Origin of the sequence: Dankookia sp. P2, from assembly GCF_050632255.1 — a bacterium.
Lineage (GTDB): Bacteria > Pseudomonadota > Alphaproteobacteria > Acetobacterales > Acetobacteraceae > Paracraurococcus.
In genome coordinates, this window is record NZ_CP192581.1 from 6105111 (window position 1) to 6127687 (window position 22577).

General features: G+C 72.3%; 16 protein-coding genes, 3 tRNA genes and 7 pseudogenes. 21 read left to right on the forward strand and 5 right to left on the reverse strand.

Annotated elements, in window-relative coordinates; all coding sequences use genetic code 11:
* Positions 1 to 22: 22 nt before the first annotated feature.
* The 3 genes from ACQ86J_RS36330 to ACQ86J_RS36340 are packed head-to-tail and all read right to left on the reverse strand — an operon-like array spanning position 23 to position 1582.
* Entirely contained in the window at positions 23 to 484 is a 462-nt protein-coding gene (locus ACQ86J_RS36330; RefSeq protein ID WP_431269320.1) for a CopD family protein, read from the reverse strand.
* Between the two features lie 9 nt (positions 485 to 493).
* The gene (gene parA, locus ACQ86J_RS36335) at positions 494 to 1135 is read right to left on the reverse strand and encodes a ParA family partition ATPase (protein WP_431269321.1); all 642 of its coding nucleotides are present in this window, start codon (positions 1133 to 1135) and stop codon (positions 494 to 496) included.
* Between the two features lie 30 nt (positions 1136 to 1165).
* Positions 1166 to 1582 (reverse strand): hypothetical protein, encoded by a 417-nt coding sequence (locus ACQ86J_RS36340; protein ID WP_431269322.1) that lies wholly within the window; start codon positions 1580 to 1582, stop codon positions 1166 to 1168.
* 281 nt (positions 1583 to 1863) lie between these two features.
* Here ACQ86J_RS36340 and ACQ86J_RS36345 point away from each other — a divergent pair, with 281 nt between their 5' ends.
* The 9 genes and pseudogenes from ACQ86J_RS36345 (at position 1864) to ACQ86J_RS36385 (ending at position 10710) form a co-directional block, all read left to right on the forward strand.
* On the forward strand, positions 1864 to 2445 hold the full coding sequence (locus ACQ86J_RS36345) for a hypothetical protein (RefSeq protein WP_431269323.1): 582 nt from the start codon (positions 1864 to 1866) through the stop codon (positions 2443 to 2445).
* Positions 2446 to 2875: 430 nt separating this feature from the next.
* The gene (locus ACQ86J_RS36350; RefSeq protein ID WP_431269324.1) at positions 2876 to 3853 is read left to right on the forward strand and encodes a hypothetical protein; all 978 of its coding nucleotides are present in this window, start codon (positions 2876 to 2878) and stop codon (positions 3851 to 3853) included.
* Positions 3854 to 4521: 668 nt separating this feature from the next.
* Positions 4522 to 4890, forward strand: a pseudogene (locus tag ACQ86J_RS36355) (hypothetical protein); the annotation flags it as partial.
* A gap of 1273 nt (positions 4891 to 6163) precedes the next feature.
* Positions 6164 to 6514: pseudogene (locus ACQ86J_RS36360) on the forward strand (PAS domain-containing protein); the annotation flags it as partial.
* Positions 6515 to 6623: 109 nt separating this feature from the next.
* The gene (locus ACQ86J_RS36365; protein ID WP_431269325.1) at positions 6624 to 7334 is read left to right on the forward strand and encodes a histidine kinase dimerization/phospho-acceptor domain-containing protein; all 711 of its coding nucleotides are present in this window, start codon (positions 6624 to 6626) and stop codon (positions 7332 to 7334) included.
* Between the two features lie 148 nt (positions 7335 to 7482).
* Positions 7483 to 7671, forward strand: coding sequence for an ATP-binding protein (locus tag ACQ86J_RS36370; RefSeq protein WP_431272660.1), 189 nt, complete (start codon positions 7483 to 7485; stop codon positions 7669 to 7671).
* Between the two features lie 60 nt (positions 7672 to 7731).
* Positions 7732 to 9192 carry an NAD(P)H-hydrate dehydratase gene (locus tag ACQ86J_RS36375; RefSeq protein WP_431269326.1) on the forward strand — a complete coding sequence of 487 codons (1461 nt, stop codon included), beginning with the start codon at positions 7732 to 7734 and terminating at the stop codon, positions 9190 to 9192.
* Between the two features lie 320 nt (positions 9193 to 9512).
* Positions 9513 to 9695 (forward strand): annotated as a pseudogene (locus ACQ86J_RS36380) (malonyl-CoA decarboxylase N-terminal domain-containing protein); the annotation flags it as partial.
* Between the two features lie 127 nt (positions 9696 to 9822).
* Positions 9823 to 10710 carry a malonyl-CoA decarboxylase domain-containing protein gene (locus tag ACQ86J_RS36385; RefSeq protein WP_431269327.1) on the forward strand — a complete coding sequence of 296 codons (888 nt, stop codon included), beginning with the start codon at positions 9823 to 9825 and terminating at the stop codon, positions 10708 to 10710.
* Positions 10711 to 10769: 59 nt separating this feature from the next.
* Here ACQ86J_RS36385 and ACQ86J_RS36390 read toward each other — a convergent pair whose 3' ends face one another.
* Positions 10770 to 11417: a TetR/AcrR family transcriptional regulator gene (locus ACQ86J_RS36390; RefSeq protein ID WP_431269328.1), complete on the reverse strand. Its 648-nt coding sequence runs from the start codon at positions 11415 to 11417 to the stop codon at positions 10770 to 10772.
* 102 nt (positions 11418 to 11519) lie between these two features.
* Between ACQ86J_RS36390 and ACQ86J_RS36395 the strand changes: the two genes are divergently transcribed.
* Together ACQ86J_RS36395 and ACQ86J_RS36400 are read left to right on the forward strand one after the other, a co-directional pair.
* Positions 11520 to 12935: a 1-deoxy-D-xylulose-5-phosphate synthase N-terminal domain-containing protein gene (locus ACQ86J_RS36395; RefSeq protein WP_431269329.1), complete on the forward strand. Its 1416-nt coding sequence runs from the start codon at positions 11520 to 11522 to the stop codon at positions 12933 to 12935.
* On the forward strand, positions 12932 to 13927 hold the full coding sequence (locus ACQ86J_RS36400; protein WP_431269330.1) for a hypothetical protein: 996 nt from the start codon (positions 12932 to 12934) through the stop codon (positions 13925 to 13927). The genes ACQ86J_RS36395 and ACQ86J_RS36400 overlap by 4 nt, the downstream gene beginning before the upstream one ends.
* Positions 13928 to 14222: 295 nt before the next feature.
* Here the strand turns inward: ACQ86J_RS36400 and ACQ86J_RS36405 are convergent, their stop codons facing one another.
* Positions 14223 to 14621 carry a type II toxin-antitoxin system Phd/YefM family antitoxin gene (locus tag ACQ86J_RS36405; protein ID WP_431269331.1) on the reverse strand — a complete coding sequence of 133 codons (399 nt, stop codon included), beginning with the start codon at positions 14619 to 14621 and terminating at the stop codon, positions 14223 to 14225.
* Between the two features lie 118 nt (positions 14622 to 14739).
* On the opposite strand from ACQ86J_RS36405, the gene ACQ86J_RS36410 reads away from it, so the two are divergent.
* The 10 genes and pseudogenes from ACQ86J_RS36410 to ACQ86J_RS36455 all read left to right on the forward strand — a co-directional run bounded on the left by ACQ86J_RS36410 (position 14740) and on the right by ACQ86J_RS36455 (position 22549).
* Positions 14740 to 14824: transfer RNA gene (locus ACQ86J_RS36410), tRNA-Leu, on the forward strand.
* Between the two features lie 37 nt (positions 14825 to 14861).
* Positions 14862 to 16211: pseudogene (tig, locus tag ACQ86J_RS36415) on the forward strand (trigger factor).
* Positions 16212 to 16407: 196 nt separating this feature from the next.
* Positions 16408 to 17056 (forward strand): annotated as a pseudogene (gene clpP / locus ACQ86J_RS36420) (ATP-dependent Clp endopeptidase proteolytic subunit ClpP).
* Positions 17057 to 17296: 240 nt separating this feature from the next.
* Positions 17297 to 18553 (forward strand): annotated as a pseudogene (clpX, locus tag ACQ86J_RS36425) (ATP-dependent Clp protease ATP-binding subunit ClpX).
* A gap of 153 nt (positions 18554 to 18706) precedes the next feature.
* Positions 18707 to 19259: pseudogene (locus tag ACQ86J_RS36430) on the forward strand (LON peptidase substrate-binding domain-containing protein); the annotation flags it as partial.
* A 271-nt stretch (positions 19260 to 19530) separates the two neighbouring features.
* The gene (lon, locus tag ACQ86J_RS36435; RefSeq protein ID WP_431269332.1) at positions 19531 to 21126 is read left to right on the forward strand and encodes an endopeptidase La; all 1596 of its coding nucleotides are present in this window, start codon (positions 19531 to 19533) and stop codon (positions 21124 to 21126) included.
* A gap of 207 nt (positions 21127 to 21333) precedes the next feature.
* Positions 21334 to 21627, forward strand: a complete 294-nt coding sequence (locus ACQ86J_RS36440) for an HU family DNA-binding protein (RefSeq protein ID WP_431269333.1) — start codon at positions 21334 to 21336, stop codon at positions 21625 to 21627.
* 72 nt (positions 21628 to 21699) lie between these two features.
* Positions 21700 to 21771, forward strand: a tRNA-Val gene (locus ACQ86J_RS36445).
* A gap of 93 nt (positions 21772 to 21864) precedes the next feature.
* A tRNA-Asp gene (locus ACQ86J_RS36450) sits at positions 21865 to 21941 on the forward strand.
* A gap of 239 nt (positions 21942 to 22180) precedes the next feature.
* Positions 22181 to 22549, forward strand: coding sequence for an NADH-quinone oxidoreductase subunit A (locus tag ACQ86J_RS36455; protein ID WP_431269334.1), 369 nt, complete (start codon positions 22181 to 22183; stop codon positions 22547 to 22549).
* Positions 22550 to 22577 lie beyond the last annotated feature (28 nt).

Consider the following 22577-nt stretch of genomic DNA (forward strand, 5'->3'; position numbering starts at 1 on the left):
CGGGATGTTGCCCGAGCGTGCATCAGCCGGGGAAGCGGCCCCAGGCGGCGACGGCCACCGTCAGCAGGCCGAGCACCAGGTTCGCGGTGACCAGCTGCCGCACCCGGTCGATCGCCGCGGCCGCGGCCGGCCGGTCCTCCCGCGCCATGGCGGCGCGGAATTCCTTCCACGGCCCGGTGACGATGCCGATGAAGACCGCCGCCATGATGATCGCCGCCAGGTGCATGGCATGGATGTGCCAGCCGGAGCCGGCGAAGCCGCCATACCAGCCGAACAGCAGCGCGTAGCCGGTCAGCAGCAGGATCGGCATGGCATGCCAGACGATCAGGAAGAAGCGCTTCAGCGCGCCCTGGTGCACCAGCAGCCGCTGCGGCGGCTCGAGCGGCGCCAGCGCCGGGCGCAGGGCCAGCAGCGCGAAGCCCATGCCGCCGACCCAGAGCACCGCACCGAGCAGGTGCAGCGTGTAGAGAAGCTTGCCAAGCATGCATGATCCTCAGGTCTTGCGCCGGGCCAGGGCGATGATCTCGGCCGCGACCGCGCGCATCTCCGCCGCGGCCGGGCCCTTCGGCGCGGATTCGGTCACCGCCAGGCCGTCGAGGAAGGCATTGGCGAACTGCACCCGGTTGCCGATCGCCTGGTCGAGCACGGCGACGCCCTGCTTCTCCAGCGCCGCCAGGATGGTGGCCTTCAGCCGGCCCTGGGCCGGCGCCCGGTTCAGCACCGCGGCGACCCGGCGCCGTTCCTCCTTCGCCAGCTTCAGCGTCGCCTCGCAGGCCCAGAGATCCGCCGGCGAGGGCTGGAGGGGCATCAGCACCAGGTCGGCGGTGCGGATCGCCAGCTTGGCTTCCGTCTCGGCATGCGGCGGGGTGTCGAGGATGACGTAGTCATGCCCCGGCCGCAGCCGGTCGAGCGCGGCCGGCACCCGCCAGCCGGCGGCGGTGTCGAAATCCAGCCGGCCCGCCTTGGGCCCGCGCTTCAGCCGCTCGGCGTGCCAGCGGCCGAGCGAGGCCTGCGGGTCGATGTCGAGCAAGGCGACCTTGTGCCCCAGCGCGGCCAGCGTGGCGGCGAGGTTGGCGGCGACCGTCGATTTCCCGGCCCCGCCCTTCTGCTGTGCCACCGCCACCACGAAGGCCATGCCCGCGACTCCACTCCCGCAGTGCACAACCTAGCCCGGATGCCGGGGAGGGGATACCGGCGGCCCGCCGCGGCGGGCCGCGCCTTCAGCCCCCGCCCGGGGCGCGCGAGGGCTCGCCGGAGGGGGCGAGCGGCGTGGCGGAGGAGGGTGGGTTGCCGGGCGGCGGCGACATCCCGCGTGCCGGCCGGCACCGGGTCCATCGCCGCCGGCGGCGGGGCGGAGATGGCGGCGCGCCGGCTCCGCCGGGCCGCCGGTGCTGGCGCCTGGCTCGACGCCGGGGGCGGCGCTGACGGTGGCCGCGGTCTGCCCGGCCGCCTCGCGCGCCGCGGCGGTGGTGGCGGGTGGCGGCGGGACCGGAGGGTCGGCCATCCGCTGGTGCAGGAAGAGCACGACGAACACCGCGACCAGCAGCGGCGGCAGGACGGCGGCAAGCGAGAGGCGTGGCATGGCGGTTCCCCGTTCGGGCAGGGCGGGGCCGGGCCGCGGCCGATCGCCCCGCATGGTGCCGGCGGAAGCGCGCCGCGCCGCCTCGGGTTCGCCGCCGCCCGGCAGGTCCATGACCCCGCAACGGATGGGCCATGGCGAATAGAGATCGCGGAACCGTGAGCCAGTAGTTGCTTCCAGGCGATGAAAGCTGAAGAAGGCCCGCATCGGTTGCGTGCCGGGCCCCTGCCGATCCTGGCGGCTCGCCCTGCCCGGCGCCCGTTTCGCCGAGGGACACCGCCGCCATGCTCATGACCCTCGACCTCGCCACCATGTTGAGCTTGAGCGCGGTGCTCACCGGCATGGCCGCGGCGCTGCTGCTGGCCACCTGGCGCGCCGCCGGGCGGCCGGACTGGCTGGCGGCCTGGGCCGGCTTCTGCAGCCTCGGCGCGCTGGCCACCTTGCTCTATGCGCAGCGCGGCCGGGTGCCGGAGCCGCTGCTGACCTTCGGCGCGACGCCGCTCTATGCCCTGGGCTGGGCGCTGTTCTGGGCCGGGGCGCGGCGGCTGCGCGGCGCCGGGCTGGCCTGGCCCTGGGTGCTGCTGCCGCCGCTGCTCTGGGTGCTGGCCTGCGCCGGCCTCCCGCCGCTGCGGGCCCATGCCGAGCTGCGCGCCGCCCTCCGCCGGGACCTTGTTCGGCGGCCTGCTGCTGCTCGGCGCGCAGGAGGTGCTGCGGCTGCGCGGCAGTCCCGGGCTGCGCCGCGCTGCGCTCGCGCTCGGCCTGCTGACCCTGCTGCCCGGCCTCGGCCTGCTGGCCCGCGCCGGGCTCGCCCTGGCCGGCCTGCGCGCTCGCCTTCGGCGGCTTCGTCTTCCTGGCCGCCCCCCTGATCGCGGTGGTGATCGGCTTCGCCGGGCTGGCCCTGGCCAGCATCCGGGCGGCGGAGCACGGACGCCGCGCGCGTTGCCGGCGCGGCGCAGCGCGAGGCGGCGGCGCTGCAGGCCGGGCGGGACGAGATCCTCCGGCTGCGCACGGCGCCTTGCCGGCCCTGGTCTTCCTGCGCGAGGTGGCGCCCGACGGCAGCAGCCGGCTGGCCTATCGCGGCGGCGATGTCGAGGCGGTGACCGGCTGGTCGGCCGCCTCCCCGCGCTTCCTATCCGGACATCGACCACCTGAGCGGCCCGGGCGCGCCGCCCATCGCCGCGTTCCTGCAGCAGGTCATGCGCGAGGGCCGGGCCCGGGTCGACTGGCGGATCATCCGCCCGGACGGCGCGCTGCGCTGGGTCCGCACCGTGGCGCGCTGCATCGCCCGCCGGCCGGATGGCGGCGCCGAAGGTGGTCGGCTACGTCCTCGACGTCGATGCCGAGTACCGCGCCGCCGCCGAGGCCCGCGCCGCCCTGCAGCGCGAGGCCGCGGCGCTCGAGGAAGGCCGGGCGCAGGTCGCCCGGCTGCACGCCGCCCTGCCGGCGGTGCTGTTCCACCGCAAGCTCGCGGCCGACGGCACCACCCGCCTGATCTACCGCGACGGCGACATCGAGGCGGTGACCGGCTGGCCGGCCGCAAAGCTCGCCGACGCCGCCACCATGGCCGGCCTGGTCGAGGGCGGGGAGGCGACGCCCTCGCCGGCTTCGAAGCCCAGGTGCTGCGCGACGGGACCGGCCGGCTCGACTGGCGGCTGCGAACGCCGGACGGCACCCTGCGCTGGATGCGCAGCCAGGCGCGCCGGCTGGTGCTGCGGCCGGATGGCGGCGGCGAGGTGGTCGGCTACGTGCTCGACGTCTCGGCCGAATATGCGCTGGCGGCGGCGGCCGAGGCGGCCCAGGCCGGCGAGGCCGCGGCGCTGCCAGGAGGGCCGCGCCCAGATGGAGCGGCTGCAGGCCGGGCTGCCGGCTGTCATCTTCCACCGCGACGTCGCCGCCGATGGCAGCTCCGTGCTGCTGCATCGCGGCGGCGACCTGGAGAGCGGTCTTCGGCTGGCCGGCGGCGACGCTCGCCGACCGGGCGGATCTCGACGCGCTGCTCGGCCCCGGCTCGCTGACTGCCGCCCAATCCATGCGGCGGATCCTTGCCGCCGGCAGCGGCACCAACGACTGCAGGCCTGCGCCAGCCGGATGGCAGCCTGCGCTGGGTGCGCACCGTCGGGCGGCTGGTCCGGCCCCGCGCCGATGGCGGCGGCGAGGTGGTCGGCTATGTCCAGGACATCACCGCCGAGCGCGCCCGCCCGGCCAGCAGGAGAGCCGCGGCGCTCGAGGCCGGGCGGGCCCAGGTCGAGCGGCTGCATGCCGGCATGCCGGTGATCCTCTTCCACCGCGACTGCGCGCCCGACGGTGGCTCCCGCCTGCTCTACCGCGGCGGCGACCACCTGGCCGTGACCGGCTGGCCGGAGCGGGAGTCGACCGCGACCCCTTCACCCGGATCTACGCGCCGGAGACGCCGCCCTTCGAGGAGTTCGTCCGCGCCGTGCTGCGCGACGGCACCGCCACCCTCGACTGGCGTGCCCGGCAGCCCGACAGGAGCTGGCGCTGGCTCCTGTTCGCCCGCCGGATCACGCAGCGCGAGGATGGCGGCGGCGAGGTGGTCGGCTATGTCGTCGACGTGGATGCCGAGCACGCGGCGGCGAGACCGCGCCGCGGCCGCCGCCGCCGATCTCGACCGCACCCTCGGCCTCGCGCCCGTCGTGGTCTTCCGCGGCCGGGTCGCGCCGGATGGCGGCTTCACCCGGACCTATATGAGCCGCGGGATCGAGCGGCTGACCGGCCATCCCTGGGCGGTGATCAATGCGGAGGGCGGGCTGCGCGGCCTGCTGGACGAGGCGCAGCAGCAGGGCGAGGCCGAGCTCATGCAGCGTCTGCTCTCGGCCGGGCACCTGGTCCAGGACCTCCGGCTGCGGCATGCGGACGGCCACTGGCTCTGGATGCGCGAGACCCTGGCCCTGGTCGAGCGGGATGCGGCGGGCGGCGGCGAGATGATCGCCTTCCTCACCGACGTCACCGCGGAGCGCGCGGCGCAGGCCTCGCTGGCCGATCTCGACCGCGCCTTCGGCGAGGCGCCGGTGGCAGTCTACCGGGCGCAGGAGACCGCCCCCGGGACCTTCGAGCGGACCTATCTGAGCCGCGGCATCGAGCGGCTGACCGGCTGGCTCTGGACCAGCTTCCAGGGCCGCAGCGGCGCGCTGCGTGCGCTGATGGGATTCGAGAGCGAGGCTGACCGGTTGCAGGTCATGCGGCCGGCGGAGTCCGGCCAGGTGGCGATCGACATGCGCCTGCGCTGCGCCGATGGCCGCCGGATCTGGGCGCGCCATACCGTGCTGGCGGTCCCGGCCGGTGACGGCCGCCCGGCCGAGCTGCTCGGCTTCCTGGTCGACATCACCGAGGAGCGGGAGGCGCGCGAGCGGGCCGCCGCGGCGCTGCAGGAGGGCCGGGCGCAGGTCGAGCGGCTGCTGACCAACCTGCCGGCGGTGCTGTTCCACCGCGACGCCCATCCGGACGGCCGGTTCCGCCTGCTCTATCGCGGCGGCGACATCGAGACGGTGACCGGCTGGCCGCAGGAGGTCGTGGCGGGGCTGGCCGACATCGCCGAGCTGCGCGCCGATGCGCCGGCGCACCAGATGCCGATCAGCAGCCGCGCCCTGCGCGAGGGCACGGTCACGGCGGACTGGCAGATCCGCCAGCCCGAGGGGCGTCCGCCGCGCTGGATGCGGAGCCATGCGCGGCCGTTGTCGCGGCGGCCCGATGGCAGCGGCGAGGTGGTCGGCTACGTCCTCGACGTCTCGGCCGAATACGCGGCGGCGGCGGAGCAGCAGGCGGCGCGCGAGCGCGAGGCGGCGGCGCTGCGCGAAGGCCGGGCGCAGGTCGAGCGGCTGCTGGCGAACCTGCCGGCGGTGATCTTCCTGCGCGAGGTGGCGCCGGACGGATCCAGCCAGCGACGCTACGTCGCCGGCGATGTCACCGGGGTCACCGGCTGGCCGCTGGAGGCGGCGCTCGCCCATGGCGACGATCCGGACCGCTTCGTCGCGCCGCCCGCGGGCGTGTCGCCGCAGCACGCGATGGAATCGGCCCTGGGCCAGGCGCTGGAGCAGGGCGCGTACCGGGTCGACTGGCAGCACCGGCAGCCGGATGGCGGGCTGCGCTGGATGCGGTCGCACCTGCGGCGGCTGTCGCGCCACCCGGCGGGCGGCGGCGAGGTGGTCGGCGCCACGCTCGACGTCTCGGCCGAATATGCCGCGGCCGAGGCGGCGCGGGAGCGCGAGTCGGCGGCGCTGCAGGCCGGCCGGGCGGAGGTCGAGCGGCTGCTCGCCGGGCTGCCGGCCATCATCTTCCTGCGCCGGGCGGCGGCGGATGGCAGCTCCCGCCTGCTCTACCGCACCGGCGACATCGCCAGCGTCACCGGCTGGCCGGCCGAGGTGCTCGCCCCGCAGGAAGAACTGGTGGTACCTGGCCGGGGCCGAACCGCCGGACTTCCCGACCGCCTACCGCACCGCGCTGCAATCGGGCGAGGCCACGGTCGAGTGGCGGATGCGGCGGCCGGATGGCGAGCTGCAATGGATGCGCTCCTACCTGGTGCGGCTGGCGCTGCAGCCGGACGGCAGCGGCGAGGTGGCGGGCTACATGCTCAACATCGACCGCGAGCGCGCCGCCGAGGCGGCGCTCGAGGGCGTGCTGCGGGCGGCGCCGCTGGCGGTCTATCGCGGCCGCATCACGGCCGAGGGCCGTTTCAGCCGCACCTATCTGAGCCGCGGGATCGAGCGGCTGACCGGCTGGCGTTGGGAGGAGGTGAACCCGCGGGGCGGCATGCTGCGGATCACCGAGCCGGCCGATATCGAGGACCGGACCGGGCATTACCGCCGGGTGGTGACGGAGGGCATCGGTGTCCGCGACCTGCGCATGCGGCGTCCCGACGGCAGCTGGGTGTGGACCCGGCATACCCTGGTGGCGCTGGGCATGGATGACGACGGCGGCGCCGAGGTGGTCGGCTTCATCGTCGACGTCACCGCCGAGCGCGCGGCCCAGGCCGAGCTCGAGCGCACCCTGGCCGCCGCGCCGGTGGTGGTGCTGCGCGGCCGGATCGATGCCGGGGGGCATCTCCAGCCGAACCTATCTCAGCCGCGGGATCGAGCGGCTGACCGGCTGGCGCTGGGAGACGGTGAACCCGCCGGGTGGCCTGACCCGCATCATCCACCCGGCCAGCCGGGCCGCCCTGCCGGACCGGCTGGCCCTGCTGCTGCGCGACGGCACCGTTCGCTACGACCACCGCCTGCTGCGGGCCGATGGCGGCTGGGCCGACGTGCACAGCACGCTGACCGTGCTCGACCGGCTGGCGGATGGCAGCGTCGAGGTGGTCGGCTTCATGGCCGATGTCACCGCCGAGCGCGCCGCCCAGGCGCAGGCGGCGGCGGCCGGCCGGCTGGCGGCGCTGGGCGAGATGGGCACCGGCCTGGCGCATGAGCTGAAGCAGCCGCTGGCGACCATCAGCCTGGCGGCCGAGAACGCGCTGCGGTCGCTGCGCCGCGGCGATGCCGCCGCCGCGCTGCCGCGCCTCGACCGCATCACCTCCCAGGCGCAGCGCGCCGCCGGGATCATCGAGAACCTCCGCCGCTTCGCCCGCGGCGGCGACCCGGCGCGCCGCCCGAGGCGGTGCCGCTGGACCGGGCGATCGACTGCGCCCTGGCGCTGGTCGGCGGGCCACTGCGCGAGGCCGGGATCGAGGTGGACCGCGCGCTGGAGGAGCCGGTGCCGGTGGCGCTCGGCCAGCTGGTCTCGATCGAGCAGGTGCTGGTGAACCTGCTGGTGAATGCCGCCGATGCGCTGCGCGGCCTGCCACCCGGCGCGCCGCGGCGGATCCAGGTGGCGGCGGCGCAGGCCGGGGTGGCGGCGGGGATGGTCCGGCTGACCCTGGCCGATACGGGGGCGGCATCCCTGAGTCGATCCTGCCGCGGCTCTTCGAGCCCTTCGTCTCGACCAAGGATGCCGACCAGGGAACCGGGCTCGGCCTCTCGATCTGCCATGGGCTGGTCAAGGCCATGGGCGGCGGGATCGAGGTGCGGAACGGGCCGGAGGGTGCAGTCTTCACCGTCCTGCTGCCGCGGGCGATGGGGGTGGCTGGCCCGGCGGGCTGAGTCGGATCGGCGGCGGGCGGCGGCGCCCGGAGGCGGTATGCTGGGCGGGGAGGGACCGTCATGCCGATCGCGCCGCACCTGGACCTGTCACGCCTGGCCCTGCTGACGCCGGAGGAGATGGGCCGCGCCGATGCCGCGGCGATCGCCGGCGGGACGCCCGGTCCGGTGCTGATGGCGGCGGCCGGCCGGGCGGTGGCGCGGGCGGCGCGGCGGCATTTCCGCCCGGTGCGCTGCCTGGTGCTGGCGGGGCCCGGCAACAATGGCGGCGACGGCTATGTCGCGGCGCGGCTGCTGGAACAGGCGGGCTGGCCGGTTGCCGTCGCCGCCCTGGCGCCGCCTCGGCCGGGCAGCGACGCCGCCGGGGCGGCGGCGGCGTGGCGCGGGCCGATGGTCCCCTTCGGCCCGGCCGAGGCGGCGCGCGCCGGCCTGGTGATCGACGCGGTCTTCGGCGCCGGGCTGGCGCGCGACCTGGACGGGCCGGCGGCCGCGGTGCTGCGCGCGGTGCGGGCGCCGCTGCTGGCGGTCGACGTGCCCTCCGGCCTCGACGGCGCGACCGGGCAGCCGCGCGGCTTCGCGCCGCAAGCGGCGCTGACCGTGACCTTCTTCCGGCTGAAGCCGGGGCACCTTCTGCTGCCGGGACGCGGGTTGTGCGGCGAGGTGGTGCTGGCCGATATCGGCCTGCCGGAGGGCGTGCTGGACCGCGTCGGGCCGCGCGCCTGGCGCAATGCGCCGGGGCTCTGGCGGCCGCCGGGATTCGGCGCCGAGGCGCACAAGTACAGCCGCGGCCACCTGACCATCCTGGGCGGCGGGCAGATGACCGGGGCGGCGCGGCTGGCCGCGGGCGCGGCGCACCGGGCGGGGGCGGGGCTGGTGACGATCCTGGCGCCGGATGCCGCGGCCGCCGCGCTCTACCGCGCCGGCGACCCGGGGACCATTGTCTCCGAGGCCGGGCTCGAGGCGCTGCTGGCCGACGACCGCCGCCGCGCCTGGCTGATCGGGCCCGGGCTGCCGGGGGATGCCGCGACCCGCGCGGCGCTGCGCCGGCTGGTCGAGGCCGGGCGTCAGGTGGTCGCCGATGCCGGGGCGCTCGGCGCCTGCGCCGGGATGCCGCAGGCCCTGGCCGGCTGCGCCGTGCTGACGCCGCATGCCGGCGAGTTCGCCCGGGTCTTCGGCCCCGCCGGGGACGACAAGCTCGCCGCCGCCCGCGCCGCCGCGGCGGCGACCGGCGCGGTGGTGCTGCTGAAGGGCGCCGATACCGTCATCGCCGCCCCCGATGGGCGCGCCGCGATCAATGCCAACGCCCCGCCCGGCCTGGCGACGGGCGGCACCGGCGACGTGCTGGCCGGCAGCATCGCCGCGCTGCTGGCGCAGGGGATGCGGGCCTTCGAGGCGGCCGGCTGCGGCGCCTGGATCCAGGGCGAGGCGGCGCGGGCATACGGGCCGGGCCTGGTTGCGGAGGATCTCATCACGCTCCTGCCAAATGCCATGGGATTGGCTCGCCTCAACCTCAAGGCGTGCTGACAATCGCGCTGGGTTTCACCATGTTACCGGTGCCGCCCCGGAGAGACCGAAGCATGTCCGACCTGGCACTTGAGACCGGCCTGTTCGACCGCGCGCTGCGGCGCGTCACCAGCCTCTGGCGCGACATGGCGGAGCGGGTGGTGGGCGGCGAGGCGGAGGGCATCGCCGAGCAGATGCGCGCCTGCCTCGACGGCCGCGGCGGCGAGGTCTCGGCGCGCAACCGCGCGGCCAAGCTGGCCCAGGCCTACCTGGCGCTGGATGCGGCGGGACGGGTGGACTTCCTCCGCACCCTGGCCGGCTTCGACTGCGACGAGGCGGCGATGGACTTCGCCATCGACCGCCTCCGCAAGGCCGCCGGCCCGGCCGAGCAGGCCGCCGCCAAGGCCCGGCTGCGCCGGGCGCTGGAGCCGCCGCGGCTGCGGCTGCTGACCCAGTTCACCGCCATCCCGGACGGCATGAAATTCCTGGTCGACCTGCGCGCCGGGCTGCTGCAGGCGATGGGCGGCGACGCCCTGCTGCAGGCGCTCGAGACCGACCTGAAGGGCCTGCTGGCGAGCTGGTTCGATGTCGGCTTCCTCGAGCTTCAGGCGGATCGACTGGAACTCGCCCGCCGCGCTGCTGGAGAAGCTGGTGCAGTACGAGGCGGTGCACCGCATCCGCACCTGGCGCGACCTGAAGAACCGGCTGGACAGCGACCGCCGCTGCTACGCCTTCTTCCACCCCCGCATGCCGGAGGAGCCGCTGATCTTCGTCGAGGTCGCGCTGGTCAAGGGGATGTCGGACAGCGTGCAGCGGCTGCTGGACGAGAAGGCGCCGGTGCTCGACCCGGCGGCGGCGGATACCGCGATCTTCTATTCGATCAACAACTGCCAGCGCGGGCTGGACGGGATCAGCTTCGGCAACTTCCTCATCAAGCGGGTGGTGTCGCTGCTGCAGGCGGAACTGAAGAACATCCGCGCCTTCGCCACGCTCTCGCCGATCCCGGGCTTCAGCCGCTGGCTGGCGGCGCAGCTGGCGGAGGGCGACCCGGCGCTGATCGAGGAGGAGGCGGCCGCGGTCCTGCGCCAGCACGCGCCGGGCAGCCTGGCGCTGCCGGCGCCGGCCAGCCCGGGGGCGAGCGCGGGCATGCTCGCGGCGCCGATCCTGGTGGAGACCCCGGTGCAGACCCTGGCCCGGGTGCTGGCCCGGCGCGGCTGGCAGCGGGAGGAGGCGCTGGCGAAGGCGCTCGAGCCGGTCCTGCTGCGCGCCTGCGCCCGCTACCTGCTGAACGAGTCCGCCAGGGCGAAGGCCCGGCGCGCGCGCGACCCGGTGGCGCATTTCCACCTGTCCAACGGGGCGCGGGTGGAACGGCTGAACTGGCGGGCGGATGTCAGCGAGAAGGGGATGAAGGAGAGCTGCGGGCTGATGGTGAACTACCTCTACGACCCGGCGCGGATCGAGGAGAACCACGAGGCCTACGCAGGGGAGGGCAAGCGGCCCGCCGCCGCCGCGCTCAGGAAGCTGGCGCGGGTCGGCTAGATCGGATGGCCGGGGGGCGTGAAGGCTCGGACGCCTGAACCTGCCGTGGAAGCAATGCGCTACGGCGGCGCGGCGGTCGCGTTCGAGCGCTGCGCGGCCGTCGCGGGCGCCGGTCCGGCCTCGGCCGCGAAGCCCCGCAGCAGCCGGCCGACGCCTGAATCGATCAGCCGCTCCGCCGGCAGCGGCAGTTGCCCGGCCCGCTCCAGGCTGGCCAGCCCGTGGCTCAGCGCCCAGATCTGCACCCCGATCTCCGCCGCGGCGCCGCCGCCGATGCCGAGCGCGGCGAGCGCGTCGCCGAGCGGCGAGTCCTCCGGCTGCGCGGGCTCCGGCGGAGCGCTGCGGGGCCGGTAGAGCGAGAGATAGAGGCCCGGCTCCTCCCGCGCGAAGGCCATGTAGGCATGGCCGATCCGCAGGAAGGCCTCGGCGGGCCCCGGCTCGCCCCCGCCCCAGGCGGCGGCCAGCCGCGCGTTCAGCAGCGCCGCGCCACGCCGGGCCAACGCCTCCAGCAGCGCCGCCTTGTCGGCGAAATGCTTGTACGGGGCAGAGGCCGAGACGCCGCAGGCGCGCGCCGCGTCGAGCAGGGAGAAGCCCTCCGGCCCGCGCTCCGCGACCAGCGCCGCGGCGGCTCCAGCAGCGCCTCCTGCAGCCTGCCATGGTGGTAGGCGCGATGGATTTTCTCGGGTAGTGCCATGGGCCTGGGATACCATGGCCCGGCGCGGCGCCCTATGTTCGCCCGGTCTCAGCAGCAGAAGAACGGCCGGCAAGCCGCCTTGCGAACCAGGGCGCCCCGGTTCGGGAGGAAGACCGGAATGACCGTCCAGGGCCGCATCGCCACCATCGCCGAGCCCCCGGGCGCCGGGCAGCCGGCCGTCGATCCGACCCGTCAGCTCGACCTGCTGCATGCCATGGAGCGCAAGCTGCTCTGGCTCTCGGCCTGGATGATCCACCATGCCAACCACGTCCGGCCGAACCGCGACGGGCTGAAGGTCGGCGGCCACCAGGCCTCCTGCGCCTCCGTCGTCTCGATCATGACGGCGCTGTACTTCGAGATCCTGCGGCCGCAGGACCGGCTGGCGGTGAAGCCGCATGCCGGTCCGGTCTTCCATGCGGTGAACTGGCTGTTCGGCCGGCAGAGCCGGGACAAGCTCGAGACGCTCCGGCAGTTCGGCGGCATCCAGCCCTATCCCTCCCGGGTCAAGGACGGGGCGGAGGTGGACTTCTCCACCGGCTCGGTCGGCCTCGGCGTCGCGCTGACCAGCTTCGGCGCGCTGGTCGAGGACTATGTCCGGCTGCACGGGCTCGGCCGGGCCGACATCCCCGCCGGCCGCCACATCGCCATCGTCGGCGATGCCGAGCTGGACGAGGGCAACATCTACGAGGCCCTGCTGGAGGGCTGGAAGCACGATGTCCGCAATGTCTGGTGGATCATCGACTACAACCGCCAGAGCCTCGACAGCGTGGTGCAGGACCGGTTGTTCGGCCGGATCGAGGGCCTGTTCCGCGACATGGGCTGGAACGTCGTCACCCTGAAATACGGCCGCAAGCTGGAGGCCGCCTTCGCGCGGGAAGGCGGCGAATCGCTCCGCCGCTGGATCGACGACTGCCCGAACAGCCTCTACTCCGCGCTGACCTTCCAGGGCGGCGCCGCCTGGCGCAACGCGCTGCTGGCCGAGCTCGGCCGCGAGGAGGGGGTGCGCGCCATCATCGACCCGCTGTCCGACGAGGAGCTCGGCGCGCTGATGACCAATCTCGGCGGCCATGACGTGGCGACGCTGCTGGAGGCTTTCCGGGCGCAGGATGCCGCCGGCGACCAGCCGACCTGCTTCATCGCCTATACCGTGAAGGGCATGGGCCTGCCCTTCGCCGGGCACAAGGACAACCATGCCGGGCTGATGACCAAGGAGCAGATGGCCGGCTTCAAGGCGGAGATGCGCATCCGCGACGGCCATGAATGGGACCGCTTCGAGGGGCTGGACCTGCCCGAGGCGGAGCTGCAGGCCTTCCTCCGCGGCGTCCCCTTCGCCACCCCGGTCGCCCCCGAGGGCCGCCGGCTGAAGGCCGCGCCGGTCGCGGTGCCGCAGGAGAGCTTCCCCCGGCCGAAGGTGGCGGCGGGGCGGAAATTCTCCACCCAGCAGGCCTTCGGCGAGGTGCTGGCCGAGCTCGGCCGCGGCCAGGGGAGGCGGCGGCGATCGCCAGGCGGATCGTTACCACCAGCCCGGACGTGACGGTCTCGACCAATCTCGGCCCCTGGGTGAACCGCCGCGGCGTGTTCGACCGCCACCTGAAGAACGACGTCTTCCGCGACGCCAAGCTGGCCAGCGCCCAGCGCTGGGGCATGTCGCCGGAGGGCCAGCACATCGAGCTCGGCATCGCCGAGCAGAACCTGTTCCTGATGCTCTCGGCGCTCGGCCTGGCGCACGACCTCTATGGCGCGCGGCTGCTGCCGATCGGCACGGTCTACGACCCCTTCGTCAACCGTGGCCTCGATGCGCTGATCTATGCCTGCTACCAGGATGCGCGCTTCATGCTGGTCAGCACGCCGTCCGGCCTGACGCTGGCGCCCGAGGGCGGCCAGCACCAGTCCATCAACACGCCGCTGCTCGGCATGGCGCAGGACCGGCTCGCCAGCTTCGAGCCGGCCTATGCCGACGAGCTGGCGATCCTGATGCGCTGGGGCTTCGAGCACATGCAGAAGCCGGACGGCTCGGCGGTCTGGCTGCGGCTCTCGACCCGCGGGCTGGAGCAGCCGCAGCGCACGCTGGACCCGGCCGCGGTCGTGGCCGGCGGGCATTGGATGGTCCCCCGCGCCGGGTGCCCGCATCGCCATCGCCTATCAGGGGCCGGTGGCGCCGGAGGCGCTCGCCGCCTTCGAGGAGCTGCGGGCGGAGGAGCCGGGGGCGGGGCTGCTGGCGATCACCTCGCCGGACCGGCTGCATGCCGAGTGGCTGGCGGCGCGGCGCAAGGCGCGGTCGGGCTTCGGCGCCCCCTCCTGGGTCGAGGAATTGCTGGCGCCGCTGGCGCCGGCGCGGCGATCGTCTCGGTCATCGACGGCCACCCGGCGGCGCATGCCTGGCTGGGGGCGGTGCGCGGCCAGCGGGTAGTGCCGCTCGGCGTCGACCGTTTCGGCCAGTCGGGTGACATCCCCGACCTCTATCGTGAATATGGCCTCGACGTGGACGCGATTCTGGATGCCTGCGCCCAGGCCCTGCTGGGGTAGGGTAGGGCGCGTCAGGCCGGCAGCAGGGCGATGCCCTCGGCGCTGGCGGCGCGGCGCAGGGCGCGGTCCGTGCTCAGCAGGGACGCGTCCAGCTCGCAGGGCGAGATCGAGGTAGCAGGCGTCGTAGAGCGTCAGGCCGTGCAGGCGGGCGAGGTCCAGCGGCCGGCCCCGGCAGGCCTCCGGCAGGTGCGGATGCGTCTCCGGTGCCAAGCCCTGGGCTACCCGCATGACCTGCGCGCGGCGCGCCGAGCTCAGTCGGTTGCGGCGCTCCGCCGTCAGCAGGCTGTTGCCGACCTCAACCCACCAGAGCGCCGGGACGTGCAGGCCTGCCGCGACGATGCCGGCCGGCTGGTCCTCCTCGACCGGCGAGGCCTCGTCCGGCAGCAGGACGGCCAGGGCGAAGGAGGCGTCGAGGACGTAGCCTCGCACCGCTCAGCGTCGCCCTTCGGCGATCCAGTCGCGGATGTCCTGCTGCGACACGCGCACCCCTTCGGCCTGCAACTCCTCCCGCAACGCCACGATCCGCGCCGCCGCCTCGGCCGGACTCCGGCCTGGCCGGCGCGGCTTCGGCCGGCACCAGCCGGGCGACCGGCTTGCCGTTCCGGGTGATGGTCAGGCTCTCGCCCCGCGCGACCCGGTCAAGCAGCGCGGAAAGGTGGGTCTTCGCCTCATAGGCGCCGATGCTGCCGTCCATCCGGGCAGACTAGTCGGCCGACTAGTCGGGATTCAAGCGGCTCGCCGATCTGACCCCTCCTTTCAATGAACCCCCGCCTGCGCTACACGCCCGGTCTTCAATACCGCGGGGCGTCCACGCGGGCGTGGTGGAATTGGCAGACACGCTGGATTTAGGTTCCAGTGGCGCAAGCCGTGGGGGTTCAAATCCCTCCGCCCGCACCAGGCCGCCCCTCGCCAGGTCTGGATGGGTGTGACGACAATGCAGGTGACCGAGGTCGCGAACGACGGGCTGAAGCGGGCCTATACGGTGGTGGTGCCCGCCGGCGACATCGCCGCCGAGCGCCGGAAGCGGCTGGCCGAAGCTGGGCCGCGACCTCCGCATCCCCGGCTTCCGCCCGGGCAAGGTGCCGCCCGAGGTGGTCGAGCAGCGCTACGGCCAGGCGGTGATGAGCGAGGTGCTCGAGCAGTCGGTGAACAAGGCGGCCGACCAGGTCGTCACCGACCGCGGCCTCCGCCCGGCGCTGCAGCCGAAGATCGAGCTGGTGAATTCGCCCCCGAATCCGACCTGGAGTTCAAGGTCGAGCTGGAGATCCTGCCGGAGATCCCGATGCCGGACTTCGCCGGGATCGCGGTGGAGCGGCTGAAGGCCGAGCCCTCCGACGAGCAGGTGGACAAGGCGCTGGAGACGATCGCCTCGCGCAACCGCAAGCTCGAGGACGTCACCGAGGTGAAGCCGGCCGAGAAGGGCGACATCCTGGTCTGCGACTTCGTCGGCCGGATCGATCCCGCCGAAGGGGAGGAGGGGCCGGGCGAGGCCTTCCCGGGCGGCACCGCCAGCGACATGCCGATCGAGGTCGACGGCCCCGGCTTCATCCCCGGCTTCACCGAGCAACTGGTCGGCATGCAGCCTGGCGACGAGCGGCTGGTGAAGGTGACCTTCCCCGAGAATTACGGCTCCGCCGCGCTGGCCGGGAAGGCAGCGACCTTCACCGTCACCGCCAAGGGCATGAAGCGCTCCATCGTGCCGGCGGCCGACGAGGAGATGGCCAAGGCGATCGGCTTCGACACGCTCGACGCCCTGAAGGAGGCCGTGCGCGGCAGCCTGCAGCAGGAATACGACAACCTGGCCCGGCTGAAGGTGAAGCGGTCGCTGCTGGACGCGCTGGCGGCCAAGGCCGAGTTCCCGGTGCCGGAGGGCATGATCGAGGCCGAGTTCGCCCAGATCTGGCAGCGGGTGGAGCAGGACCTGAAGGCCGGCAATCTCGACGCCGACGACAAGGGCAAGGACGAGGAGACGCTGAAGGCGGAATACCGCGGCATCTCCGAGCGCCGCATCCGCCTCGGCCTGCTGCTCTCCGAGATCGGCCGGACCAACAACATCACCGTGACCGGTGACGAATTGGCAAGGGCGATGCGTCAGGAAGCTGGTCGGTACCCGGGCCAGGAACAGCAGGTGATGGAATTCTTCCGGAAGAATCCGCAGGCGGCGGAGAACCTCCGCAGCCCCATCTTCGAGGAGAAGGTGGTGGATTTCATGCTGAAGCTGGCCCAGGTGACCGACCGGCAGGTCGCGCCGGAGGAACTGACCACCCAGGCCGAGGCCGCCTGATTCGGCGCTTCGGGACCCGTCCGGGCGCGCCCGGCAACCCCGCCATCCGGCGGGGACTTCCGGCGGCGCCGGGGTTGCCCCACATTGGCTGAGGCGAACCCGGCCCGTGGGCGGCATGGCTGCCCGGCCACCCCGGCCGGTCCGTGCCGCCGACCGGGCAAGGGTCCGCCGGGCCGAACGAGTGAAAGGTTGCACCATGCGGGACCGTGATCCGGTCGAGGTCTACAACAACACCCTCGTGCCGATGGTCGTCGAGCAGACGGCGCGGGGCGAGCGGTCCTACGACATCTACTCGCGCCTGCTGAAGGAGCGGATCATCTTCCTGACGGGGCCGGTCTTCGACCAGGTCTCCTCGCTGATCTGCGCCCAGTTGCTGTTCCTGGAAAGCGAGAACCCGAACAAGGACATCGCCTTCTACATCAACAGCCCGGGCGGCGTGGTCTCGGCCGGCCTGGCGATGTACGACACCATGCAGTACATCCGTTCCCCGGTCAGCACGGTCTGCATCGGCCAGGCGGCCTCCATGGGCTCGCTGCTGCTGACCGCCGGCGCCAAGGGGAAGCGCTTCGCCCTGCCGAATGCCCGGGTCATGGTGCACCAGCCTTCCGGCGGCGCCCAGGGCCAGGCGACCGACATCGAGATCCAGGCGCGCGAGATCCTCAAGCTGCGGCAGCGGCTGAACGAGATCTACGTGAAGCATACCGGCCAGCCGATCGCCGCGATCGAGGCCAAGCTGGAACGCGACAGCTACATGTCGGCCGAGGAGGGCACGCGACTTCGGCCTGGTCGACGAGGTGGTGCTGGAACGCCCGGCCGCCCCGGGCGCCGAGGTGCCGAAGTCCTGACGACCCGGGCGCCGGCCGGGACCCGATCGTATCGCCGGCGGCGTCCTGACGGGATGTTGCCGCACCGGTTGGTGTTCGGCCGGCCCCTGGCCATCCGTCGTGCTTCCCCCCGATGACAGGGGGGCTACAGTCCCATCCCAGGCCCCCTCTCGATTTCGAGGGGTGGGGCCCGGGCGGTCCGCGCCTTCCCATGCGAGAAGGCGCCGGCGGCCCTGGCCGGCCCATCCAGGCGGAGTGCCCATGAGCAAGTCCGGCGACTCGAAGAACACCCTCTACTGCTCGTTCTGCGGGAAGTCGCAGCACGAGGTCCGGAAGCTCATCGCCGGGCCCACCGTGTTCATCTGCGACGAATGCGTCGAGCTGTGCATGGACATCATCCGCGAGGAGCACAAGACGCACCTCGTGAAGTCGCGCGACGGGGTGCCGACGCCGAAGGAGATCTGCAAGGTCCTAGATGACTACGTCATCGGCCAGGACCATGCGAAGAAGGTCCTCTCGGTCGCGGTGCACAACCACTACAAGCGGCTGGCGCACGGCGCGAAGAACAACGACGTCGAGATCGCCAAGTCGAACATCCTGCTGCTGGGCCCGACCGGCTCGGGCAAGACGCTGCTGGCGCAGACGCTCGCCCGCATCCTCGACGTGCCCTTCACCATGGCGGATGCGACGACGCTGACCGAGGCTGGCTATGTCGGCGAGGATGTCGAGAATATCATCCTCAAGCTGCTGCAGTCGGCCGACTACAATGTCGAGCGGGCGCAGCGCGGCATCGTCTACATCGACGAGGTCGACAAGATCAGCCGCAAGTCCGACAACCCCAGCATCACGCGGGATGTCTCGGGCGAGGGCGTGCAGCAGGCGCTGCTGAAGATCATGGAAGGCACCGTCGCCTCGGTGCCGCCGCAGGGCGGGCGCAAGCACCCGCAGCAGGAATTCCTGCAGGTCGACACCTCGAACATCCTGTTCATCTGCGGCGGCGCCTTCGCGGGCCTCGAGCGGATCATCGGTGCCCGCGGCAAGGGCTCGGGCATCGGCTTCGGCGCCGAGGTCCGCTCCCGGACGAGCGCCGCGCCGGCGCGGTGCTGCGCGAGGTGGAGCCGGAGGACCTGCTGAAGTTCGGGTTGATCCCGGAATTCATCGGCCGGCTCCCGGTCGTCGCCACGCTCGAGGACCTCGACGAGAAGGCGCTCATCGAGATCCTGACCAAGCCGAAGAATGCGCTGGTGAAGCAGTACCAGCGGCTCTTTGAGATGGAGGGGACCAAGCTCACCTTCACCGAGGACGCGCTGCGCTCGGTCGCCACCCGCGCCATCCAGCGCAAGACCGGTGCCCGTGGCCTGCGCTCGATCATGGAGCAGATCCTGCTGTCGACCATGTTCGACCTGCCCGGCCTCGACGACGTGGACGAGGTGGTGGTGAACCGCGAGGTGGCCGAGAGCCGGGCCAGCCCGCTCTTCATCTACGAGTGAGCGCGCGGCGGAGCAGAGCTCCGCCTGATCGTGCCGGGCGCGGCCGTTCCAGGCCGCGCCAGAATTCAAGGGGTTGAGAGGCCAAGGCCCGGCCCCCATCTATTTTGCAATCCCGTGACGCCACGGGTCATGCCGCTTCTCGGGTGCCCCAGGCGTCGACTGTCCTTCAGCGAGGTCCATCATGGCGGACAAGCCCGAAACCCTCCGCGGGGAATTGCTCCCCGTCCTGCCGCTCCGCGACATCGTCGTCTTCCCGCACATGATCGTGCCCGCTGTTCGTGGGCCGGGAGAAATCCGTCCGCGCGCTGGAAGCGGTGATGCGCGACGACAAGCAGATCCTGCTCGTGGCCCAGAAGAACGCCGCGCAGGACGATCCCGGCGCTGACGACCTCTATGACGTCGGCACCGTCTCCACCGTGCTGCAGCTGCTGAAGCTGCCGGACGGCACGGTGAAGGTGCTGGTCGAGGGCGGCCGCCGCGCGCGAGATCGCCGGCTTCAAGGAGACGCAGACCCATTTCCGAGGCCTATGCCTCGGCGCTCGAGGAGCCGGAAGGCACCGCGCCCGGAGTCGGAGGCGCTCGCCCGCACCGTGGTCGGCCAGTTCGAGCAATACATTAAGCTCAACAAGAAGATCGCGCCGGAAGTGCTGGTCTCGATCAACCAGATCGACGACCCGAACAAGCTGGCCGATACCGTCGCCGCCCACCTCTCGCTGAAGATTCCCGAGAAGCAGGAGCTGCTGGAGACCGCCGGCACCGCCGCGCGGCTCGAGCGGGTCTTCGCCCATATGGAAAGCGAGATCGGCGTCCTGCAGGTGGAGAAGCGCATCCGCAACCGCGTGAAGCGGCAGATGGAGAAGACGCAGCGCGAGTACTACCTGAACGAGCAGCTCAAGGCGATCCAGAAGGAGCTGGGCGAGGGCGAGGACGGCAAGGACGAGGCCGCCGAAGCTGGAGGCCAAGATCAAGGCCACCAAGCTGTCGAAGGAAGCCCGCGAGAAGGCCATGGCCGAGCTGAAGAAGCTTCGCACCATGTCGCCGATGAGCGCCGAATCGACGGTGGTGCGCAACTACCTCGATTGGATGCTGAGCATCCCCTGGAAGAAGCGCAGCAAGGTCCGCAACGACATCGTCGAGGCGGAGAAGGTGCTGGACGCCGACCACTTCGGCCTGGAGAAGGTGAAGGAGCGGATCATCGAGTATCTGGCGGTGCAGTCGCGCTCGCCGAAGATCCGCGGCCCGATCCTCTGCCTCGTCGGCCCGCCCGGCGTGGGCAAGACCTCTCTCGGCAAGTCGATCGCCAAGGCCACCGGCCGCAACTTCGTCCGCATGTCGCTCGGCGGCGTGCGCGACGAGGCGGAGGTGCGCGGCCACCGGCGGACCTATATCGGCTCGATGCCCGGCAAGGTCATCCAGGGCATGAAGAAGGCGAAGACCTCCAACCCGCTCTTCCTGCTCGACGAGATCGACAAGCTCGGCGCGGACTGGCGCGGCGACCCGTCCTCGGCGCTGCTCGAGGTGCTGGACCCCGAGCAGAACGCGACCTTCGCCGACCACTACCTCGAGGTGGACTACGACCTGTCGGACGTCATGTTCGTCACCACGGCGAACTCGCTTCGCATGCCGCAGCCGCTGCTGGACCGCATGGAGATCATCCGCATCCCCGGCTACACCGAGGATGAGAAGGTGGAGATCGCCAAGCGGCACCTGATCTCGAAGCAGTCCGAGGCCAATGGCCTGAAGGACGGTGAGTGGTCGGTGACCGAGGAGGCGCTGCGCGACCTGGTGCGCTACTACACGCGGGAGGCCGGCGTTCGGAACCTCGAGCGCGAGGTCGGCGGAGCTGGCGCGCAAGGCGGTGCGCGAGATCGTCTCGAAGAAGGCGAAGAAGGTCACCATCACGCCGAAGAACCTCGAAGAAAGTCTGCAGGGGTCCGGAAGTTCCGCTACGGCGAGGCCGAGGCGGAGGACATGGTCGGCGTGGTCACCGGCCTGGCCTGGACCGAGGTGGGCGGCGAGATCCTGACGATCGAGTCCGTCACCGTGCCGGGCAAGGGCAAGGTGCAGACCACCGGCAAGCTCGGCGACGTCATGCAGGAGAGCGTCTCGGCGGCGATGTCCTATGTCCGCAGCCGCGCGACGAGCTTCGGCCTGAAGCCGACGCTGTTCGACCGGCGCGACATCCACGTGCACGTGCCGGAAGGTGCTACGCCGAAGGATGGCCCCTCCGCGGGCATCGCCATGGCGACCAGCATCGTCTCCGTCCTCACCGGCATCCCGGTGCGGCGCGACGTGGCGATGACCGGCGAGATCACGCTGCGCGGCCGCGTGCTGCCGATCGGCGGCCTGAAGGGCTTGCTGGCGGCGCTGCGGAGCGGCACCACCACGGTCTTCATCCCGAAGGAGAACGAGAAGGATCTCGCGGAGATCCCGGACAACGTGAAGAAGGGGCTGAGCATCTTCCCCGTCTCGCATGTGGACGAGGTGATCGCGGCGGCGCTGGTGCGCAAGCCCGAGGCGATCACCTGGGAGGAGCCGGCCGAATCGCCGACGCCGCGCGCGGCGGATGGCGATGCGGCGAAGCCCGCCCTGCCGCACTGACACCCTTCGGTTGTATTACGGGCGGGCCGAAAGGCCCGCCCGATCTGTATTTCGGGCGCCACAAACCCGGCGAAAGGCGCGGATTTCTGCCGTTTTTCCGAGTCGAATGATTGACGCCCCAGAATCGCCCCTCTTACAGTCGCGCCGAGTTTCCGACCCGGGTGCACCCGGGCGCGGCGGTGGATTTCCAGGGAAGGGGGCTTACGCATGAACAAGCAGGATCTGATCTCGATCGTCGCGGAAGCGGGCGACCTGCCGAAGGCGAAGGCGGGCGACGTGCTGGACGCGGTGTTCGAGGCGATCACCACCTCGCTCAAGAAGAAGAACGATGTGCGGCTGGTCGGCTTCGGCACCTTCTCGACCTCGAAGCGCAAGGCCGGTACGGGTCGCAACCCGCGCACCGGCGAGGAGATCAAGATCCCGGCGACCAACACTGTTCGCTTCAAGGCCGGCAAGGGCCTGAAGGATGCGAGTGAACTGAGCCGGCGACTTGCCGGGTAGGGGACCAGGACGGGGCCGGCGGCGACGCCGGCCCGCTCTTTTCCCTGAAGGTAGGGGCATTCTCCGCCCCGGGGGCGCTTAGCTCAGCGGTAGAGCGCTTCGTTTACACCGAAGATGCCGGGGGTTCAGATCCCTCAGCGCCCATTCATCCACAGCGAAGTCGGGAACCTCGGCGGTTCGTTCGTTCGACCCCGTTGACACCCCCAACCGGCGGCATAAACCCCCGCCACGACGCAAGCGGGTGTAGCTCAGTTGGTTAGAGCGCCGGCCTGTCACGCCGGAGGTCGCGGGTTCGAGCCCCGTCACTCGCGCCATTCGTCGCAAACGCCAAGGCGCGCCGTTCCGCAGGGAACGGCGCCTTTGCCGTATTCTGGACCCTTTTCGTTCCGGGCAAAAATCACCACCTGGGACTTGAGAAAGGCGTCCTGCCCTCTATGCGAAAACCGCGGGTCGTGGCTAATGTCCGGCCGCGCTGCGCTGCGGCATTCGCCGGGGCAGGGCATGCCGCGGCCGCGCCTTGACGGACGCGGCGCCACCAAGGGGCGGAGCACAGATGACCCAACCGCTACTGGGCGAATATTTTCCGATCCTGGTCTTCCTGGTGATCGCCGGGGGCATCGCCGCCGCGATGGTCGGCGGCAGCCTGCTGGTCGCCCGGCAGAAGCCAAACCCGGAGAAACTGTCGGCCTATGAATGCGGCTTCGAGCCCTTCGACGACACGCGGCGGCGCTTCGACGTGCGGTTCTACCTGGTCGCCATTCTCTTCATCATCTTCGACCTCGAAGTGGCGTTCCTGTTCCCGTGGGCCGTCTCGCTCGGTCAGATCGGCTGGTTCGGCTTCCTGTCGATGATCGCCTTCCTCGGCGTGCTGACCGTCGGGTTCGTCTACGAATGGCGCAAGGGCGCCCTGGACTGGGAGTGACGGCTCAGGCCGTCCCCCGACCGGAGAG

Coding starts and splice junctions, on each gene's coding strand:
- ACQ86J_RS36390 (WP_431269328.1), bottom strand. CDS start 11,417: ATGGTATCCCAGGCCCATGGCACTACCCGAGAAAATCCATCGCGCCTA.
- lon (WP_431269332.1), top strand. CDS start 19,531: ATGGCCGAGCTGAAGAAGCTTCGCACCATGTCGCCGATGAGCGCCGAA.
- ACQ86J_RS36455 (WP_431269334.1), top strand. CDS start 22,181: ATGACCCAACCGCTACTGGGCGAATATTTTCCGATCCTGGTCTTCCTG.
- parA (WP_431269321.1), bottom strand. CDS start 1,135: ATGGCCTTCGTGGTGGCGGTGGCACAGCAGAAGGGCGGGGCCGGGAAA.
- ACQ86J_RS36365 (WP_431269325.1), top strand. CDS start 6,624: ATGCCGGGGGGCATCTCCAGCCGAACCTATCTCAGCCGCGGGATCGAG.
- ACQ86J_RS36395 (WP_431269329.1), top strand. CDS start 11,520: ATGACCGTCCAGGGCCGCATCGCCACCATCGCCGAGCCCCCGGGCGCC.
- ACQ86J_RS36330 (WP_431269320.1), bottom strand. CDS start 484: ATGCTTGGCAAGCTTCTCTACACGCTGCACCTGCTCGGTGCGGTGCTC.
- ACQ86J_RS36350 (WP_431269324.1), top strand. CDS start 2,876: ATGGCGGCGCCGAAGGTGGTCGGCTACGTCCTCGACGTCGATGCCGAG.
- ACQ86J_RS36375 (WP_431269326.1), top strand. CDS start 7,732: ATGCCGATCGCGCCGCACCTGGACCTGTCACGCCTGGCCCTGCTGACG.
- ACQ86J_RS36405 (WP_431269331.1), bottom strand. CDS start 14,621: ATGGACGGCAGCATCGGCGCCTATGAGGCGAAGACCCACCTTTCCGCG.
- ACQ86J_RS36440 (WP_431269333.1), top strand. CDS start 21,334: ATGAACAAGCAGGATCTGATCTCGATCGTCGCGGAAGCGGGCGACCTG.
- ACQ86J_RS36345 (WP_431269323.1), top strand. CDS start 1,864: ATGCTCATGACCCTCGACCTCGCCACCATGTTGAGCTTGAGCGCGGTG.
- ACQ86J_RS36340 (WP_431269322.1), bottom strand. CDS start 1,582: ATGCCACGCCTCTCGCTTGCCGCCGTCCTGCCGCCGCTGCTGGTCGCG.